General features: G+C 65.6%; 13 protein-coding genes. 8 read left to right on the top strand and 5 right to left on the bottom strand.

Annotated elements, in window-relative coordinates:
• Positions 1-10: 10 nt before the first annotated feature.
• The 4 genes from LFL96_RS30805 to ugpC form a co-directional block, all read right to left on the bottom strand.
• Complete coding sequence (locus LFL96_RS30805; protein ID WP_281001668.1) at positions 11-994, bottom strand: sugar ABC transporter permease; 984 nt, start codon at positions 992-994, stop codon at positions 11-13.
• A 53-nt stretch (positions 995-1047) separates the two neighbouring features.
• On the bottom strand, positions 1048-2304 hold the full coding sequence (locus tag LFL96_RS30800) for an extracellular solute-binding protein (RefSeq protein WP_281001667.1): 1257 nt from the start codon (positions 2302-2304) through the stop codon (positions 1048-1050).
• 69 nt (positions 2305-2373) lie between these two features.
• Entirely contained in the window at positions 2374-4374 is a 2001-nt protein-coding gene (locus LFL96_RS30795) for a beta-galactosidase (protein WP_281001666.1), read from the bottom strand.
• 11 nt (positions 4375-4385) lie between these two features.
• On the bottom strand, positions 4386-5540 hold the full coding sequence (gene ugpC / locus LFL96_RS30790) for a sn-glycerol-3-phosphate ABC transporter ATP-binding protein UgpC (protein WP_281001665.1): 1155 nt from the start codon (positions 5538-5540) through the stop codon (positions 4386-4388).
• Positions 5541-5732: 192 nt separating this feature from the next.
• On the opposite strand from ugpC, the gene LFL96_RS30785 reads away from it, so the two are divergent.
• The 6 genes from LFL96_RS30785 to LFL96_RS30760 all read left to right on the top strand — a co-directional run bounded on the left by LFL96_RS30785 (position 5733) and on the right by LFL96_RS30760 (position 12361).
• Positions 5733-6782 (top strand): LacI family DNA-binding transcriptional regulator, encoded by a 1050-nt coding sequence (locus LFL96_RS30785; protein ID WP_281001664.1) that lies wholly within the window; start codon positions 5733-5735, stop codon positions 6780-6782.
• Between the two features lie 327 nt (positions 6783-7109).
• A complete protein-coding gene (locus tag LFL96_RS30780) occupies positions 7110-7910 on the top strand; it encodes a flagellar brake protein (protein WP_281001663.1) in 801 nt (266 codons plus the stop codon).
• A gap of 278 nt (positions 7911-8188) precedes the next feature.
• Positions 8189-9193: a sugar ABC transporter substrate-binding protein gene (locus tag LFL96_RS30775; RefSeq protein ID WP_281001662.1), complete on the top strand. Its 1005-nt coding sequence runs from the start codon at positions 8189-8191 to the stop codon at positions 9191-9193.
• 97 nt (positions 9194-9290) lie between these two features.
• Entirely contained in the window at positions 9291-10277 is a 987-nt protein-coding gene (locus LFL96_RS30770; RefSeq protein WP_281001661.1) for an ABC transporter permease, read from the top strand.
• Positions 10278-10296: 19 nt separating this feature from the next.
• Positions 10297-11094, top strand: a complete 798-nt coding sequence (locus LFL96_RS30765; RefSeq protein ID WP_281001660.1) for an ATP-binding cassette domain-containing protein — start codon at positions 10297-10299, stop codon at positions 11092-11094.
• 34 nt (positions 11095-11128) lie between these two features.
• A complete protein-coding gene (locus tag LFL96_RS30760; protein ID WP_281001659.1) occupies positions 11129-12361 on the top strand; it encodes an ROK family transcriptional regulator in 1233 nt (410 codons plus the stop codon).
• 54 nt (positions 12362-12415) lie between these two features.
• Here the strand turns inward: LFL96_RS30760 and LFL96_RS30755 are convergent, their stop codons facing one another.
• Positions 12416-15499 (bottom strand): transglycosylase domain-containing protein, encoded by a 3084-nt coding sequence (locus LFL96_RS30755; RefSeq protein WP_281001658.1) that lies wholly within the window; start codon positions 15497-15499, stop codon positions 12416-12418.
• Between the two features lie 336 nt (positions 15500-15835).
• On the opposite strand from LFL96_RS30755, the gene LFL96_RS30750 reads away from it, so the two are divergent.
• Positions 15836-16405 carry a sigma-70 family RNA polymerase sigma factor gene (locus LFL96_RS30750; RefSeq protein ID WP_281001657.1) on the top strand — a complete coding sequence of 190 codons (570 nt, stop codon included), beginning with the start codon at positions 15836-15838 and terminating at the stop codon, positions 16403-16405.
• Positions 16402-17184 carry an anti-sigma factor gene (locus LFL96_RS30745; RefSeq protein ID WP_281001656.1) on the top strand — a complete coding sequence of 261 codons (783 nt, stop codon included), beginning with the start codon at positions 16402-16404 and terminating at the stop codon, positions 17182-17184. Before LFL96_RS30750 ends, LFL96_RS30745 begins: the two co-directional genes overlap by 4 nt.
• Positions 17185-17191 lie beyond the last annotated feature (7 nt).

Raw genomic sequence — 17191 nt, 5'->3', positions numbered from 1 at the left:
GAACGGCTCCTTATTGCTCGGCGCGCAGCATCCGCCGCAAGTGATAGACGATGTACACCAGCATGATGCCGAACAGCACCACGGCCACCGCGGCCGAATAACCGATGCGGTAATACTTGATCGCCTGGTCGTACATGTAATAAGCGAGCACGGTCGAGCTTTCGAACGGACCGCCGCCCGTCATCACCGAGATCAGATCGAAACTGCGCAGCGCGCCGATGATGGTGACGACGATCGCCATGAACGTGGTGGGCCGCAATTGCGGCAGGATCACGTGCCACAGCATCGACCAGCCGTGCGCGCCTTCCATGCGCGCAGCCTCGATCTGTTCGGCGTTCAACGACGTCAGCCCGGTCAGATAAAGAATCATGCAGTAGGCCGTTTGCGGCCAGAGCGCCGCGAACACGATCCCGAACGTCGCGTAGCGCGGGTCGCCGAGCACCGGCACGCCGTGACCGAGAATCAGCGCGAGCAGGCCGAAGGTGGGATCGTAAAACCACGAGAAGATCAGACCGACCACCACGCCGGACAGCACGAACGGCGCGAAGAACAGCGACTTGACGATGCGGATGCCCGCCACCGCCTGGTTCAGATACAACGCGACCGCGAGACCCGCCGGCGGCGCGAGCAGAAACAGCAGCAGCCAGATCAGGTTGTTCTTCAGCGCCGTATAGAACGTCGCCGTCTGGAACAGCTCGATGTAATTCGCGAGCCCGACGAACGACGGCTCGGTCATCCCGTCCCAGTTGAAAAAGCTCAGACGGATGGTCGACAGGATCGGCCAGATCACATAGATGGCCACCATCACGCAGGCGGGCGCGAGGAACAGGAATGCGGCCCGCCGCTGGCGGCGCGCGGTCGGCGACGGTCCACGCCGGCGCGCGGCCCGGCGCGGGTGGCCGCCGAGCGCGCCGCCCGCCGCGGGCAAGCCCGGACCCGCGGGTTCGGCGGAACCGCCGACGGTGTGACGGGTGACGGATTGCGACACGATCATTCTCCTGTCGAGTAGCAAAAATGACGAAGCAGCGGCCTCGCGGCCGCCGCCGCTCACTTCTTGTAGATCCGCTTGCGGGTCTGTTCGAGTTGCGCGAGCACGGCGTCGAGTTTCGACGGATCGGAGATGAACTGCTGCATGCCCTTCATCCCTTCGTCGGCCATTTCCTTCGTCATGTCGCGATCGTAGAACTGCGCAATGCCGCCCTTCGTATTCGACAGAATCTGGAAGCCGATCTTCGAGATCGGATCTTCCGGCTCCGGCGATTTGCTGTTCGCCGACAGCGAGCCGAGACCCGTCGCCAGTTTCGCGCCGATCTCAGGCGTTTCGACGAACGCGAGGAAGGTATGCGCGTCCGCCTTGTTCTTCGCCTTCGACGGAATATGCAGCGATTCGACCGGACCATCCTCGGCGGTCGGCACATTCGCGTCGATGATCGGGAACTGGAAGTAGCCCATCTCCTGCTTCACGTTCGGCGGGAACCCGCCGGTGATGAAGGTGCCCATCAGCATCATCGCGGCCTTGCCCTGGAACAGGAACGGCTGCACCGCATCCAGATCGTAGGAGAGCGAGTTGTCGATGAAATAACCCGCGTCGATCAATTGCTTCCACGTCGTGTAGACCTTCTTCACGCGCGGATCGGTGTAGGCGATATCGCCCGCCATCAGCTTCTGATGGAACGCGTTGCCGTTCAGGCGCAGGTCCAGATAGTCGAACCAGCCGGCGAGCGTCCACGAATCGCGGCCCGCCACCGCGATCGGCGCGATGCCGGCGGCTTTCAGCTTCTTGCAGGCGTCGAGAAACTGGTCCCAGGTTTTCGGTTCGGCGGCAATGCCGACCTTCTGGAAGAGATCCTTGCGATAGAACATCCCCCACGAGTAGTACACGGTCGGCGCGGCGTATTGCTTGCCCTTGTACGACGAGGCTTCCTTCGTCGACGCGTACATGTCGTTCCAGCCGTTCTTCGCCCAGTCGCCGCTCAGGTCCTCGAACAGGCCGCGCTGCGCGTAATACGCCATGCGCTCGCCGTCGTGCCAGTTGACGATGTCCGGCGCGACGGTCGAGAGCCAGCCCGGCAGTTGCACCTTGTACGCCTCCTCGTCGATGAACGACACCTTCACGTCGATGCCAGGATGCGCCTTCTTGAAGTCGTCGACGACCGCTTGCCAGACCGCGCGCTGACTCGCGCCCTTGAACGCGATGTTGGCGGTCAGCGTGCCCGCGTGCGCCGCCGTGCCGACGACGGACGTTCCCGCGGCCGCCGCAGCCAGCGCGAGTGTCAACAGCATCTTGCCCGGTTTGAGTTTCATGTTGCCTGTCTCCTTTGTGCCTGGTTTTGCGTCGTTGTGTTTGCTGCGTGGAATGACTGGAAGCCGTGTTCAGGATCGGTAAATCGCGACGCCTTGCGGTTCGACCGCGCGCGACCCGGCCACGAACGCCGCGTCGTCGATATCGGCGAGCGTATGCGTCTGATCGCCGTAGTTGAACACGTAGGTCAGCGCGCCGCGCCGGCTGATGCGGATCGTGTCGCCGGGCTGCGTCGTGTCGAGGCCGGCCTGTGCGGCGATTCGCGCGAAGAGGCGCGTGGTCAGCGTATCGTCGAACAGGCTCGCGAGGTAGTGGAACGTTCCGCTCTGCACGTAAGCGGGATGGCCGTCATCAAAGCTTGCGATCACGTCGAGCGATGTATCGGCGCGGGTGTCCGCTTCGATGAAATCGCGCCAATGCCGCGCGTATCCGTCGACACCTTCCGCTGCCTCGCCTCGGTCCGCGCCATCGACGAAGCGCACCGCCTCCGTCACATTCGGCCGCATCGATTCCACGCGCCACACGCGCAGCGGCAACACCGAGGTCAACGCGCCCGGCGGCAGATTCGCGGGAATCTGCAGATCGGCGGTCTTCGACCCGCTGCGCGGCCCGATCACCACCTGCGCGCCCGAATGCGCGAGCCGCGCGCCCAGATCGTCCGGCACCACCGGCAGCGGCGGCACCACGATCATGCGGTAACCGTCCAGCGGCGCATTGACCGGCACGACATCGACATCGAGACCCAGCGCACGCAGCGCCGAGTAGTACTCGAACGCGAAGCGCGGATAGTGAAAGTCCGCCCCCTGCGGATGAATCTCGAACAGCCACTTCGCTTCGTAGTCGTAGATCAGCGCGACCTTCGCGCGGATCGTCGCGTTCGCATCGGCATCCGCCGCCAGCACCGCGCGAATCTCGTCCGCCACCTGGGCCGCTTCGTTGCCGCCAATGTCGAGCCGGTTGTCCGGCGTATTCAGTCCGGCATGCATCTGCTCCTGCGCGAACGGCGCCTGGCGCCAGCGGAAATACGACACGCAACCCGCGCCGTGCGCGAACGCTTCCCAGCTCCATAGCCGCACCATGCCCGGCAACGGCGCGGGATTCCACAACGCCCAGTTCACCGGCCCCGGCTGCTGCTCCATCACCCAGAACGGCAGCTTCGACATGCCGCGATACACATCGTGATTGAACGACGCAAAGTCCGGATGGCCGCTGCGCAGCCAGCGCGCCTTCACCTCGGGCGCGAACCATTGCTCTTCGAGCGCACCGAGCGGATAGCTGTCCCACGACGCGACGTCGAGATCGGCGGCGACCTTGTAGTGATCGAACTCGGTGAACAACTGCATGAAGTTGTGCGCGACCGGCCGCCCCGGCGAATGCGCGCGAATGATCTCCACCTGCATGCGGTTGTAGCGCGCGACCTCGTCGGACGCGAAGCGCCGATAGTCGAGACGATGCGACGGATGCGCCTCGGTCACGGTCGCGACCGGCGCATCGATCTCGTCGAAGCTGCGGTATTCCATGCTCCAGAACACCGTGCCCCACGCGCGGTTCAACGCATCGACCGTCGTGTAGCGGGCCTTCAGCCACTCGCGAAAACGCCCGACGGCCGCCGGCGAATAGCTGACCACCGTGTGATGGCAGCCGAATTCGTTATCCGTCTGCCAGTAAGCGACGGCTGGATGCTTGCCGTAACGCTCGGCCACCGCCGTGCAGATCTTCTCCGACGCAACGAAATACGACGGCGATGAAAAATCGTAGTGGCGCCGCGAGCCGAACGCGCGGGGACGCCCGTCCGCACCGATCGCGAGAATGTCGGAATGACGGTCGATCAACCATTTAGGCGGCGTCGCCGTCGGCGTGCACATGACGACCTGCAAGCCGGCCGCGCCGAGCACGTCGATCGCGCGGTCCAGCCAGCCCCAGTCGTATTCGCCGGGCGTCGGCTCGATGCGGCTCCACGCGAATTCGGCGATCCGCACCTGCTCGATGCCGAGCGCCTTCATGCGGCGGGCGTCGTCGGCCCACATCGACTCGGGCCAGTGTTCCGGGTAATAACAGACTCCTAGGCGCATCCGAATGTCCTCTATGCGTAGTGTTCGACGGATTCGAGCGGAGCGGCGGCGAAGCCGTCCTCGGTAAACAAATGGCAGGCCGCATGCGGCACGCGCAGATGGGCGTCAGCGCCGGGTTCGAGCCGCGTGTCGCCCGGCGCTTTCGCGATCAGGACCGTGTCGCCGGGCTGATCGAGGTGCACGTAGCTGTGTTCGCCGAGCTGTTCGACCAGCGAGACCGTGCGGGTCAGCACCGCGTCGCCGGTCGCGGCCGAAGCGGCATCGACGAATTCGAGGTGCTCGGGGCGCACGCCGAGCGTGACCGGCTGCGCGACGGCGAGGCCGTCGCCATTCACCGGCACGCGCACGTTTTCAGACGTGTGATCGAGCGTCACGAGCACGCCTTGCCGATCGATCGACGCGACCCGTCCCGGCAGAAAATTCATCCGCGGCGAGCCGATGAAACCCGCGACGAAGCGGCTGCGCGGCCGGTGATACAACTCGAGCGGCGCACCGATCTGCGCAATGCTGCCGTACCGCTCGGTGTCCTTGCCCGCGTGCAGCAGCACGATCTTGTCGGCGAGCGTCATCGCCTCGATCTGGTCGTGCGTCACGTAGACCACGCTGGCTTTGGCGAACTGCTTGTGCAGCCGCGCGATTTCGATCCGCGTCTGGCCGCGCAGCGTGGCGTCGAGATTCGACAGCGGTTCGTCGAACAGAAACACGCCGGGCTCGCGCACGATCGCGCGGCCGATCGCCACGCGTTGCCGCTGGCCGCCGGAGAGCGCCTTCGGCCGGCGCTCGAGCAACGCTTCCAGTTGCAGGATGCGCGCAGCCTCCCGCACCTTGCGGTCGATTTCGTCCCTGGGGGTTTTGGCGAGTTTCAGGCCGAAGGCCATGTTCTCGAACACGGTCATGTGCGGAAACAGCGCGTAGCTCTGGAACACCATCGCCACGCCGCGTTGCGCGGCCGGGATGTCGTTGACGAGGCGCCCGCCGATCGACAGGTCGCCGTCCGTCACGTCTTCGAGCCCGGCGATCATGCGCAGCAAGGTCGACTTGCCGCAGCCGGAGGGCCCGAGAAATACGCAGAACTCGTTCTCGCCGATCTCCAGATCGACGTCGCGAATCACCGGCGCGCCGTCGCCATACGCTTTCTGCACGCCTCTTAAGGAAATGCTCGCCATCGCATCGACTCCGTGATTTAATCGGCTCGAAGTCGGAGATTAAGCGCTTAATCAGCAAACCCGAAAAAAATCGACCGCATGCGATCGCTGGGTGTTGCCTGTCTCCGATATCGTTTGTTTGTGAGATAGATGGTGCCCCGCCTTTGCCGTCGATGCAAATGCCGGGCAGCCGTCCCATATATTGATTGCGCCATGACAACACTCAGCGAAGTTGCCCGCCATGCCGGCGTCACCCCCGCCACGGTTTCCAACGTGTTGCGCAATCGCGGCCGCGTCGGCGAGCAGACCCGCCAGCGGGTGCTCGATGCCGTCGATGCGCTCGGCTACCGTCCGCACCTCGCCGCCCGCGCGCTCGCCGAGGGCCGCGCGCCGACGCTCGCGTTGATGGTGTCGAGCATCGCCAATCCGTTCTATCCGGAGTTCGCGCTGGCCGTCGAACGCGCGGCGCGCGAGAGCGGCCACTTCGTGATCATCTGCAATACGAATGAAGATCCGCAGACCGGCCGCGCGTATCTCGACCAGATTGCCGGCACGCTGTCCGAAGGCGTGCTGGTGACGAACGCGAACCTCGATTTCGCCGACCTGCACACCACGGAAGCGCGCGGCACGCCGGTCGTGCTGTGCATGTGGGAGCGGCCCAGCGAGCCGCCCGGCCTGCCGTGCGTCGCGGTGGATTTCCGCCTCGCGGGGGAGCTGGCGGGCGCGCATCTGCTGACGCTCGGGCATCGGCGGATCGGTGCGATCGTCGGCAGCAAGGCGTCGGGTATTCATGCGGCGCGGTATCAGGGTTTCGTCGATGCCTTGAGCGCAGCGGGCGTGATGGGCGCGGCGGCCGCGCCGGACAGCCGTGTCCAGCACGCGGTGGATACCGTTCAAGGCGGCTATGACGCAGCCCGCGCGCTACTCGAAGCCGACCCCGCACTCACCGCGATTTTCGCGACCAACGACCTGCCGGCGCTCGGCGCGATGCACGCCGCCGCGGACCTCGGTCTGCGCGTGCCGGACGATCTGTCGGTGATCGGCATCACCGACATTCAGCTCGCGCGCGAATCGCGTCCCGCGTTGACGACGGTCGCCGTGCCGACCGTCGAGGTGGCCGGCCTCGCGGTGTCGCTGTTGCGCGAGCTGATCGAGTCGTCGTATGGGCAGGCGGGACGCGGCACGAGCGAGGTGCCGATGCGCATTTCGTCGCCGCCCGAACTGGTGGTGCGCGCATCGACCGGCGCGCCGCGCGCGCGGTGACGCCGTCGTACGGTCCTCAGGATTGTCGCGACCTTCGCACGCAAGCCACGTCCCCTCATCTCCATCACACCCCAAAGGCCCGTAACGCCCGTAACACTCGCGTGCGCGTTACGTAGCAAGCGCTGCATAACGCCGCTCCCCGCGCCGGCCCCGCACTCGCGAACCCTCGCCGCACAAGCGTCGCGCGTACGCCACCGCGTTCGCCCCCACCTCCCATGCAGTTGGCACGGTCTCTGCAGATATCCCCGCAAAGGCCGAGCGCCGGCATGACGTCATGTCGGCCCGCTCCCCAACCGGCCAGGCCAGGGCCACCACACGACCACACGCATGGGTACTCCAATGATCGCCGAACTCCAGCCGGACGCCGCCGTTGCCGAATCGACCCCGGGCCAACGCGCGGACGAACCCTTCGCGCAACGCCATCCGTTGCAGATCGCCGTCTGCCTGCGCCACCTCGTGGCGAATCAGGACTTCGTCACGGTGGAATTCATCGACACGCGCAACAACGCACGGCAGATCGTCACGCAACTGCTCGACGTGGACTCGCGCAACGCGCGCTTCACGTTCGACGCCGGCAATATCGCCGACGACAACCGCGCGCTGCCCACCGCGCGTCAACTGACATTCCGCAGCCTGCCCGGCGGCATCCGCACCGAGTTCACGACGCTCAACGCGACGCTCACCGTATTCGACGGCTTGCCCGCCTTCGAGGTGTCCTTCCCGACCCTGCTCTACTACGTGCAACGCCGCGAGTTCTTCCGCGTGCAGACGCCGGTGCTCGATCCGTACATCGCGAGCGGCGCGTACGAAAACGGCGGCTCGTTCCGGCTGGAATTGCAGGACCTGTCGCTCGGCGGCATCGCGCTGAATACCGCCGACGACCGTTTCGGCTCGCTCGGCACCGGCACCGTGCTGCGCGACGTCACGCTGCAACTCGGCGCGTTCGGCTCGCTGCGCCTCGATCTGGAAATCGTCGCGCCGCGCCGCCTGACCACGCCGAAGGGCGACCGCCGTTATGTGATCGGCTGCAAGTTCGTGCAAATGCCCGGGACCGCCGAGCGGACCCTGCAACGCGTCGTCACGCAACTCGAAACGAAGCGGCAAACCCTCGCGCCGCGACGCCAGTAAGCGCGAATAAACGCTCGCGCCGCCTTCAATCCGCTTTCACCCAGGCCAGGACTTTCCCGAAGTCCCGGCTCGTCATCCCGCAGCGCACCACGCGCCGCGCGCCTTATTCCGTCTGGCTCGCGGCGTTGGCACGTCAGCGCTTGCATCACGCCCCGCTCCGATTCCTTCCTTGACGCGTGTCGTCGCGCCTGCTGTACTAAATCACACAAAGTGATTTAGGCGGCCTGTGCCGTTCGTCGTCCATCACGTCGTTGCCAACAACCGGAGGAGAGCGTCCCATGAATCAGCATTCCCGCAGGCATCCTGTCGCCCGCAAACTCGTGTCGATGTGCGTGGCGGCATCGGCGGTATGGTGTGCAGGCGCGAGCCAGGCGGCCGATCAGCCTGTGGTCGGCCTGATCACGAAGACCGACACCAATCCGTTCTTCGTGAAGATGAAACAGGGCGCCGAGGCCGCCGCCTCGAAAGACGGCGCGAAACTGATCACGGCCGCCGGCAAGTTCGACGGCGACAACGCGAGCCAGGTCACCGCGATCGAAAACATGATGACGGCGGGCGCGAAAGCGATCCTGATCACGCCGAGCGACACCAAGGCGATCGTGCCGAGCATCAAGAAAGCGCGCGCCGCCGGCGTGATGGTGGTCGCGCTCGACACGCCGACCGATCCGCAGGACGCCACCGACGCTCTCTTCGCCACCGACAACTTCAAGGCCGGCGTGCTGATCGGCAAATACGCGAAGGCCGCGTTGAACGGCAAGCCCGCGAAAATCGCCACGCTCGACCTCGCGCCCGGCGTGTCGGTCGGCGTGCTGCGGCATAACGGCTTTCTCGAAGGCTTCGGCGTGAAGGAAGGCGACCCGTCGATCGTCTGCAGCCAGGACACGCGCGGCGATCAGGCGAAGGGCCAGACGGCGATGGAAAACTGCCTGCAGAAGTCGCCCGACATCAACGTGGTCTACACGATCAACGAACCGGCCGCGGCCGGCGCGTACCGCGCGTTGAAGGCCGCGGGCAAGGACAAGGGCGTGATGATCGTCTCGATCGACGGCGGTTGCGAAGGCGTGCGCAACGTGAAGGCCGGCGCCATCGCGGCGACCTCGCAGCAGTATCCGCTGAAGATGGCCGCGCTCGGCGTGACCGCCGGCGTCGACTACGCGAAGACCGGCAAGAAGGTCTCGGGCTATCAGGACACCGGTGTCACGCTGATCACCGACAAGCCGATGTCCGGCATCGACAGCAAGGACACGAAGTTCGGCCTCGACAACTGCTGGGGCAACAAGTAACGCGTCACGACCGGCGGCCCGTCGATGCGGGCCGCCACCGCATCCGCCGCGCGGCCGGCATCGATTCGCCGCGCTCATGCCATCGAGGATCTCCATCATGTCGACTCCTTCCGCGCCTGCCGGCCATTCGCGCAGTTTCACCGACCGTCTGCCGTCGCTCGCCGAGGTCGGTCCGCTGATCGCGCTGGTGCTTGCCTGCGGGTTCTTCATCTCGCAGAGCAGCCGCTTCCTGTCGTTCCAGAACCTCTCGCTGATCCTGCAGCAGACCATGGTGGTCGCGGTGATCGCGATCGGCCAGACGCTGATCGTGCTGACCGGCGGCATCGACCTGTCGTGCGGGATGGTGATGGCGTTCGGCTCGATCATCATGACCAAGTTCGCGGTCACGCTCGGCGTGCCGCCGGTTCTCGCGATCCTGTGCGGCATCGCCGCGAGCACGCTGTTCGGCGCGCTGAACGGCGTGCTGATCACGCGCATCAAGCTGCCCGCGTTCATCGTCACGCTGGGCACGCTGAATATCGCCTTCGCGCTCACGCAGATCTATTCGAACGCGGAGAGCGTGTCGAATCTGCCGGACGCCATCATGTTCTTCGGCAACACCTTCAAGCTCGGTCCCGCCGACGTCACGTACGGCACCGTGCTCACGCTGCTGATGTATCTCGCCACCTGGTTCGTGCTGCGCGACACGGTGCCCGGCCGCCATCTGTACGCGCTCGGCAACAACGCCGAGGCCGCGCGGCTGATGGGCCTGTCGTCGCAGAAGATCCTGCTCACCGTGTATTCGCTGGCGGGCGCGATCTACGGCATCGCCGCGCTGCTGTCGGTGTCGCGCACCGGCGTCGGCGATCCGCAGGCGGGACAGACCGAGAACCTCGACAGCATCACGGCGGTCGTGCTCGGAGGCACCAGTCTGTTCGGCGGGCGCGGCTCGATCGTCGGCACGCTGCTCGGCGCGTTGATCGTCGGCGTGTTCCGCAATGGGCTGACGCTGATCGGCGTGTCCTCGGTCTACCAGGTGTTGATCACCGGCATGCTGGTGATTCTCGCGGTGGCCGCCGACAAACTCTCGCATCGTCGCGGTTGAGCACACAGGAGCATTCGTCATGTCGACCCCTACTTCAGCTTCCGCCGCGCAACCCGTCCTGCAGGCACGCGGCCTGATCAAACGCTACGGCAACGTGACCGCGCTCGACGGCTGCGATTTCGAAGTGCTGCCCGGCGAAATCCTCGCGGTGATCGGCGACAACGGCGCGGGCAAATCGTCGTTGATCAAGGCGCTATCCGGCGCGACCGTGCCGGACGAAGGCGAGATCCTGCTCGACGGCAAGCCGGTCAAGTTCCGCAGTCCGCTGGATGCGCGCGCGCAGGGCATCGAAACGGTCTATCAGGAACTCGCGGTGGCGCCGGCCATGAGCATCGCCGAAAACCTGTTCCTCGCGCGCGAATTGCTGAAGCCGGGCTGGCGCGGCTCGATCTTCAAAATGATCGACAAGCGCCGCATGCTCGACGAAGCGACCGCGCATATGAAAGACCTGCAGATCGGTATCCGTTCGATGCGTCAGGCGGTCGAAACGCTGTCGGGCGGTCAGCGCCAGGGCGTCGCGGTGGCACGCAGCGCGGCCTTCGCGCGGCACGTGGTGATTCTCGACGAGCCCACCGCCGCGCTCGGCGTGAAGGAAGGCAACATGGTGCTCGAACTGATCCGGCGCGTGCGCGAACGCGGCCTGCCGGTGATCCTGATCAGCCACAACATGCCGCACGTGTTCGAGGTGGCGGATCGTATCCATATCCAGCGGCTCGGCCGGCGCGCGGCGCTGGTCAACACGAAAGACGTGCATATGTCCGAGGCGGTCGCGATCATGACCGGCGCCAAGGAAGCCGACGTCAAGGCGATCGCGTGATGCCGGTCTACCTTTGAACGGCAGGCCTCCCATCATGGACACCACCGGCGCCCGCGCGCCGCTCAAACGCACGGTCGGCTCGAACCAGGTCGGCATGCGGCAGTTCAACGAGCGGATCGTGCTGCAGGCGATCCGCTTGCACGGACCGCTGCCGAAGGCCGACGTGGGCCGTCTCACGCGTCTGTCGATGCAGACCGTGTCGATGATCGTCGACCGGCTGATCGACGACGGCCTGCTCGAAAAGCACGCGCGCGTGCGCGGCCGGATCGGCCAGCCGTCCGTGCCGATCGCGCTGCGCCCGGATGGCGCGTACACCATCGGCATCAAGGTCGGCCGCCGCAGCCTCGACGTCCTGGCGCTGGATTTCGCCGGTCACGTGGTCTGCCGCGACGTGGTCGACTACGCGTATCCCGACCCGCGCGCGCTGTTTCCCGCGCTCGAAAGCAAACTGGCGCGCGTGAATCACACGCTCGGCGCAAAGGCCAACAAGGTGGTCGGCGTGGGCGTGGCCGCGCCGTTGTGGCTCGGCGGCTGGCGCGATTTTCTCGGCGCGCCGCCGGACGCGCTCGACGCGTGGCACGAGATCGATCTGCGTGCCCGCGTCGCCGCGATGACGGGACTGCCCGTCGAATTCGCCAAGGACACCACCGCCGCCTGCGCCGCCGAACTGGTGATGGGCCAGGGGCGCGGCATCCATAACTTTCTGTACCTGTTCGTCGGCACGTTCATCGGCGGCGGTCTCGTGATCGACGGACGTCTGCACGGCGGTCCGCACGACAACGCGGGCGCGGTCGGCTCGATTCCGTTGAGCGGCGCAAGCGGCACTGCACGCAAACCGGCGCGGCAACTGCTGCATGCAGCCTCGGGCTTCGTGCTGGAAAAACTGTTGAGCGACGCGGGTCTGCCGGCTGCCGCCGCGCACGATCATCGCGCGTTGTCGCCGGAATTGTGGCGCTATACCGAGCAATGGCTCGACAGCGCATGCCCCGCGATCGCCAATGCGTTGACGAATGCGGCGGCGTTGCTCGATCTCGAAGCCGTGGTGATCGACGGCGAATTCGACCGGCAACTGGTGCGCGAAATCATCCGCCGCACCGAGCGCGTGCTCGACCGATTCGAATGGGAGGGGATGGTGCGGCCGCAACTGCTGGAAGGCGCGATCGGCTCGGATGCGCGGGCGATGGGCGGCGCGATTCTGCCGCTCTACGCGCACTTCGCGCCGGTGCACGAACTGTTTCTCAAACCGGCGGCGGACACGGGTTATTAAGCCGATTGACCCGGCTCCGCGTCCCGCCGGTTCGTCGCATGTCGATACCGCGAGTTACTGCGCCGCCACGCTGGTTGCAGCCGCAACCGTCTTCACCGGCGCTTTGTCCAGCAACGGCTGCAACGCCGGCGCCAGCGACTTCAGCAATTGCACCGACAACGCGCTCGTGAATTCGTAACGTGCCGCGTACGGTTCATGCACGTATGCCGTCAGCGTGCCGTAGAAACGATCGCCCATCACGAACACGAAGGTCGCGCTGCGATTCACCTTGCGCGACTCGATCAGCCGCGCGCCCTTGGCGAACACGTTGAACCGCTGGTCGCCCGTGCCGGTCTTGCCGTAGACCGCGAGGGTCTGGCCATCGGGGAACGTCATGCCTTGCGCGAGACGTTTCGCGGTGCCGCCCAGCACGACGTCGCGCAACAAGACCCGCACCACGCTCGCGATTTCTGGCGAGACCTGCTGCTGCGGCGCCACGGCCGCGCGCTGGAAGTGCGTTTCGTACGGCGTGTCTTTCGCGAAGTCGATACGCGTGAGGCTTTCGGTCGGCAGCTTGTTGCCGTCGGCGGCGATCACGCCGATCAATTGCGCGAGCGCCGCGGGCCGGTCGCCCGATGCGCCGATCGCGGCCGCATACGACGGCGTGAGATTGGCGAACGGATAGCCGAGCGCCTGCCACGACTTGCCGATCGCGTCGTAGGCGCGCAGCTCGACCATGCGCTTGATGCGCCGGTCCTGGGTCGCGTGATAGCGGGTCTTGAAGAGCCACGAATAGGTCGACAACCGCACGTCGCGGCTCGCGCTCTGCATCTGCGCGAGTGTCGCGTCCGGATGTCGCCGCAGATAGTTGAGCGTCCACAGTTCGAGCGGATGCACGCCGGCGATGTAGCCGCGATCGTTTAGGTTGAATCGGTCCTCGGCGTATTTCGCGTAGAGGTTCGCGAGGTCCTCGTCGTCGAGCGCCGAGGCGGCCGGCGTATTCTTCAGCGCCGCGCGCATCTGCGCGTTGAACCACGCGTTCGATTGGTCCGGCGCGACGCTGCGCAGCACCGTCGCCAGTTTCGGCGGCGACTTGCGCACGCCGAGCAACAGCAGCGCGAGCGCCTGATCGGGCGACTTGTCGTGATACTTCGTGTAGAAACGGCCGAGATACACGCGGCTTTCCTGATCGGCGAACTGCGTCAGATACTGCTTGCGGATCGCCGGATCGTCGAGCCATTGCGACGAGGGGCCGGTGGTCCGCACCATTTCATAGTGAACGATGTCGCGCATCAAGCGCACGAACACCAGGTTCACCGAATGCTGGAACGCGCGGTGCACGGTCAGGATGCGGCTGTTGTCGTCGGACTCGAAGTTGTTGAAGGTTTGCGCGCCGCCGCCCGTGTAGAACGTTTCGCCCGGGTTCGCCGAGTATTTGCGTTCCACCGCCGCGTCGAGCATCGCCTGCAGCGAGCGGTCGGACGTGTGCATCAGATAGTCGAGCGCCCAGCGCGTGAGTTGGTCGCTCGGGTCGGGCTTGACCGCCTTCAGCTCCGCCGCCGGGAGCGGCGCGTAACGCGTGTGCAGGTCGGTCACGATCTGCAGATACGTGACCACGGTACGCAGTTTCGCCGTCGATCCGAGATTCAGACGCGCGCCGGAATTGATGTCGAACGGCTGATTCACGCTGTCGGTTTGCACCCGCACGAGATTCGCGCCGCCGCTTCGTTCGAACAGCGTGAAGCTGTACGTGATTCGCGACGGGTCGTCCGTGGGCCGCAGCATTTCGAAGCCGACGAGACCCGCGGCCTTCGCGCCGTCTTTCGTGCCGGCGGCGGCGAGCCGTTCGCTGACCGCCTGCTGCAGCGCGTTATTCAGCGTGCCGGTGGCCTGCACGTCGAGACGGTCGAGTTCGTAGAAACTCGGCACGCCAAGCGCGGCCAACAGATGCGAGCGCATCGACGTGACCGCCTTGCGCGAGACGAACGAATCCGCGTTCGGCGCGCCGTGCGGCATGCGATGCAGTTCGACCTGCGCGGACAGCGCGGCATCGCGCAGCGACGCCGACACCACGCCGCCGCTCGCCAGCAGCCGCAGATAGCTATCGGTCAGACGTTCGAGCTCGCCGTACCCATGCCGCAGAAAATACGACGGCGCGCGCTGCGCGATCATCAGCGACAACACCTGGCGGAACGCCACGCCTTGCGCCGGCAGATTGTCCGGCGTGGACGGCGCTTTCAGAATGCGGTTCACGTCGTCGAAATCGCGGCCGTACCAGGCGGCGAGCCCATCGCCGATTCCGTTGATTTCGCCGATGCCCGGCTGCGCCGCCAGCGGCACCGAGTTCAGGTAATGCACGACGATCTGCCGGCGCGCGGGCAAGGTTTGCGGACCGCCCAGATACGCACGCACCGAAGCCGATGCGATCTGCCGAAGCTTCTCCGGCGGCGTCGCCGTGCGTCCGCCCGCCGAATGCCGGAACTTCTCGATCTGGGTGGCCAGCGTGCTGCCGCCCGGCTGCGATTGATGATGGTTGAACACCCGCACGCCCTGATCGGCGAGCGCGCGGCTGAAGCGCCCCCAGTCGATCGCCGGATTGCGGTTCGGCTGATCCGCATCGAGCAGATAGCGGTCTTCGATGAACAGCAGCGAGTTCACGACCAGCGGCGGGATCGCGTCGAAATTGTCATAAGCGCGGCCGGGGAAACGGGCATCGAAAAGCGGCGCGCCGGTACCGTCGACGAGTTGCAGACCCGCCTGATCTTTCTCGGCGTACGGCAGGAACAACCCGTTATCCGAGAGCCACAGCATGCGTTCGGAATCGCGCGCCTGCGAGCTGATTTCGAATCCGCGTTGCAGCAATCGCTGCTGGATGGCTGGCAGCAACGCGTAGCCGAGCCGGCTGTCGTACGGGCCTTTGTCCGGAGGAGGAAAACGGATGGAGTGACTGGGACCGTCGGCGACCGTGAAGCCGACGTCGCGCGTCAATTCGGAGAGGTAGTGCGCCTGCATTCGGGAGGTCTGGATTTCGAGCTGGCAGAAACGCACCAGCAAGGCCAGCGCGAGCAGGATCGTCGCGACCAGCGCCCATTTGAACCATCTCCGCACAGGCGCCGTGCCTGCCGCGCGAAACGGTAACCGAACCAGAGGCCGATTCATGGTTGCTCTCCCCGAGCCGGCGCCATGCTCTTAATGTCTGGCGCACCTTCAAATCAGTGTAGCGCGGAACCCGAGCGCGCGATCGGTACGGATTTACCCGACAGTGTCGCCGCTACAACAGCCTTCGCGGCAGGTGACGAGCGCCTTCAGGCATGCGATATTGAAGGTCTTTCGCCCCTCACGAAAACCGCCGCTTACCGGCGGTTTTCTGCTTTTGCGGCGTGGGCCGGGTACGCGCGTTGCGTGGGATTGGATGCAGGCAACTGTAAAAAAACCACCTTCAAGCCCGCGGCGAATTGAGTACCATACGTCCGCAAGCCCACCCTCTCCCTTTCCATGACAGCCAATCCTCGAGAACTCACGCCGGAAACCCTTGCCGCGCTGCTCGAACGTGTCGCCAAAGAAGACGCGGCGGCATTACGCGAGCTATATGATCTCGCCGCCCCGAAACTGTTTGGCCTCGCGCTCCGTATATTGAGCAGACACGAGTGGGCCGAAGAGGTTTTGCAGGACAGCTTCGTCAATATCTGGCGCTTCGCCGGCGACTATCGCCGCGCGTTGTCCGCGCCGATGACGTGGATGTCGGCAATCGTCCGCAACCGTGCTCTCGATCATCTGCGGCGAGTCAATCCGCAGGAAACGGAATGGAGCGATGCGTTGGACGACCTCGTGGCAACCGGTGATCCGGATCCCGAAGCACTGACCGCGGTCAGTCTGCAGGCGCGCTTGCTGGCCGGCTGCATGCAGCAGCTGGAACCGGCACAACGCCAGGCGGTGGCGCTCGCTTATCTGCGCGATCAAAGCCATAGCGAGATCGCCGAAGTACTGACCGTCCCGCTCGGCACGATCAAGTCATGGATCAGACGCGGCCTCGCCAAGCTGAAGACCTGCCTGGGAGGCGAATGATGAATCTGCATCGCTATCCTCAGCTCGTCGATCTGCTGGCCGCCGAATACGTGCTCGGCACGTTGCGCGGCGGCGCCCGGCGCCGCTTCCAGTTGTACGCCGAGCACGACGCCACGGTTCGCAAGGCGGTCGACGAATGGCAGCGGCGCATCTCGCCGATGAGCGAACTCGCCGAGCCGCGCATGCCGCCGGCGGCCGTCTGGGAGGCTATCGAGCGGCGGCTCGGTTTGAGCGCCGCGCGTGAAACGACGCGTCCGCGCACCGTGGTCGAAACGCCTGCACGGCCGACCCGCAGTCTGTTCGAGAACCTCGCGTTCTGGCGCGGCTGGGCACTCGGCGTCACCGGCGTCGCGGCGGTGGCCGTGGTGGTCGCGTTGCGGTCGCTGTGGCCGTCCGCAACGACACCCAATGCGCCGGTCGTCGCGCAGCAACCGGAAGCGGCCGTGTCGCACGTCGCCGTGCTGAACGACAAGGACGCGCATCCGGTCATGCTGGTCGCATGGGACGAAGCCCATTCGACGATGACGTTGCATCCGCTCGGCAAGGTCGGTCTGCCGGCCGGCCGCGCGATGGAGTTGTGGGGCATTCCGGCGAGCGGTCATCCGGTCGCGCTCGGCATGCTGCCCGACAGTGCGAGCGGCAAGGTGCCGGCGGGTCAGCAGAAGCCGCAAAGCTACGCGGCGCTGGCCGTGTCGATCGAAGCGCCGGGCGGTTCGCCGAATCCGAATGCGCCGAGCGGGCCGGTGGTGTTCAGCGGGAAGCTGCTGCCGGTGTCGTGACAGCCGG

The organism is Paraburkholderia sp. D15 (assembly GCF_029910215.1).
Taxonomy (GTDB): Bacteria; Pseudomonadota; Gammaproteobacteria; order Burkholderiales; family Burkholderiaceae; genus Paraburkholderia.
This window is presented reverse-complemented; position numbering and strand designations above follow the sequence as displayed.

Excerpts from the sequence above, each read along its gene's own strand:
- LFL96_RS30805 (WP_281001668.1), bottom strand. The coding sequence starts at position 994 with ATGATCGTGTCGCAATCCGTCACCCGTCACACCGTCGGCGGTTCCGCC.
- LFL96_RS30750 (WP_281001657.1), top strand. The coding sequence starts at position 15,836 with ATGACAGCCAATCCTCGAGAACTCACGCCGGAAACCCTTGCCGCGCTG.
- LFL96_RS30785 (WP_281001664.1), top strand. The coding sequence starts at position 5,733 with ATGACAACACTCAGCGAAGTTGCCCGCCATGCCGGCGTCACCCCCGCC.
- LFL96_RS30745 (WP_281001656.1), top strand. The coding sequence starts at position 16,402 with ATGATGAATCTGCATCGCTATCCTCAGCTCGTCGATCTGCTGGCCGCC.
- LFL96_RS30775 (WP_281001662.1), top strand. The coding sequence starts at position 8,189 with ATGAATCAGCATTCCCGCAGGCATCCTGTCGCCCGCAAACTCGTGTCG.
- LFL96_RS30780 (WP_281001663.1), top strand. The coding sequence starts at position 7,110 with ATGGGTACTCCAATGATCGCCGAACTCCAGCCGGACGCCGCCGTTGCC.
- LFL96_RS30770 (WP_281001661.1), top strand. The coding sequence starts at position 9,291 with ATGTCGACTCCTTCCGCGCCTGCCGGCCATTCGCGCAGTTTCACCGAC.
- LFL96_RS30800 (WP_281001667.1), bottom strand. The coding sequence starts at position 2,304 with ATGAAACTCAAACCGGGCAAGATGCTGTTGACACTCGCGCTGGCTGCG.
- LFL96_RS30795 (WP_281001666.1), bottom strand. The coding sequence starts at position 4,374 with ATGCGCCTAGGAGTCTGTTATTACCCGGAACACTGGCCCGAGTCGATG.
- LFL96_RS30755 (WP_281001658.1), bottom strand. The coding sequence starts at position 15,499 with ATGAATCGGCCTCTGGTTCGGTTACCGTTTCGCGCGGCAGGCACGGCG.
- ugpC (WP_281001665.1), bottom strand. The coding sequence starts at position 5,540 with ATGGCGAGCATTTCCTTAAGAGGCGTGCAGAAAGCGTATGGCGACGGC.
- LFL96_RS30760 (WP_281001659.1), top strand. The coding sequence starts at position 11,129 with ATGGACACCACCGGCGCCCGCGCGCCGCTCAAACGCACGGTCGGCTCG.
- LFL96_RS30765 (WP_281001660.1), top strand. The coding sequence starts at position 10,297 with ATGTCGACCCCTACTTCAGCTTCCGCCGCGCAACCCGTCCTGCAGGCA.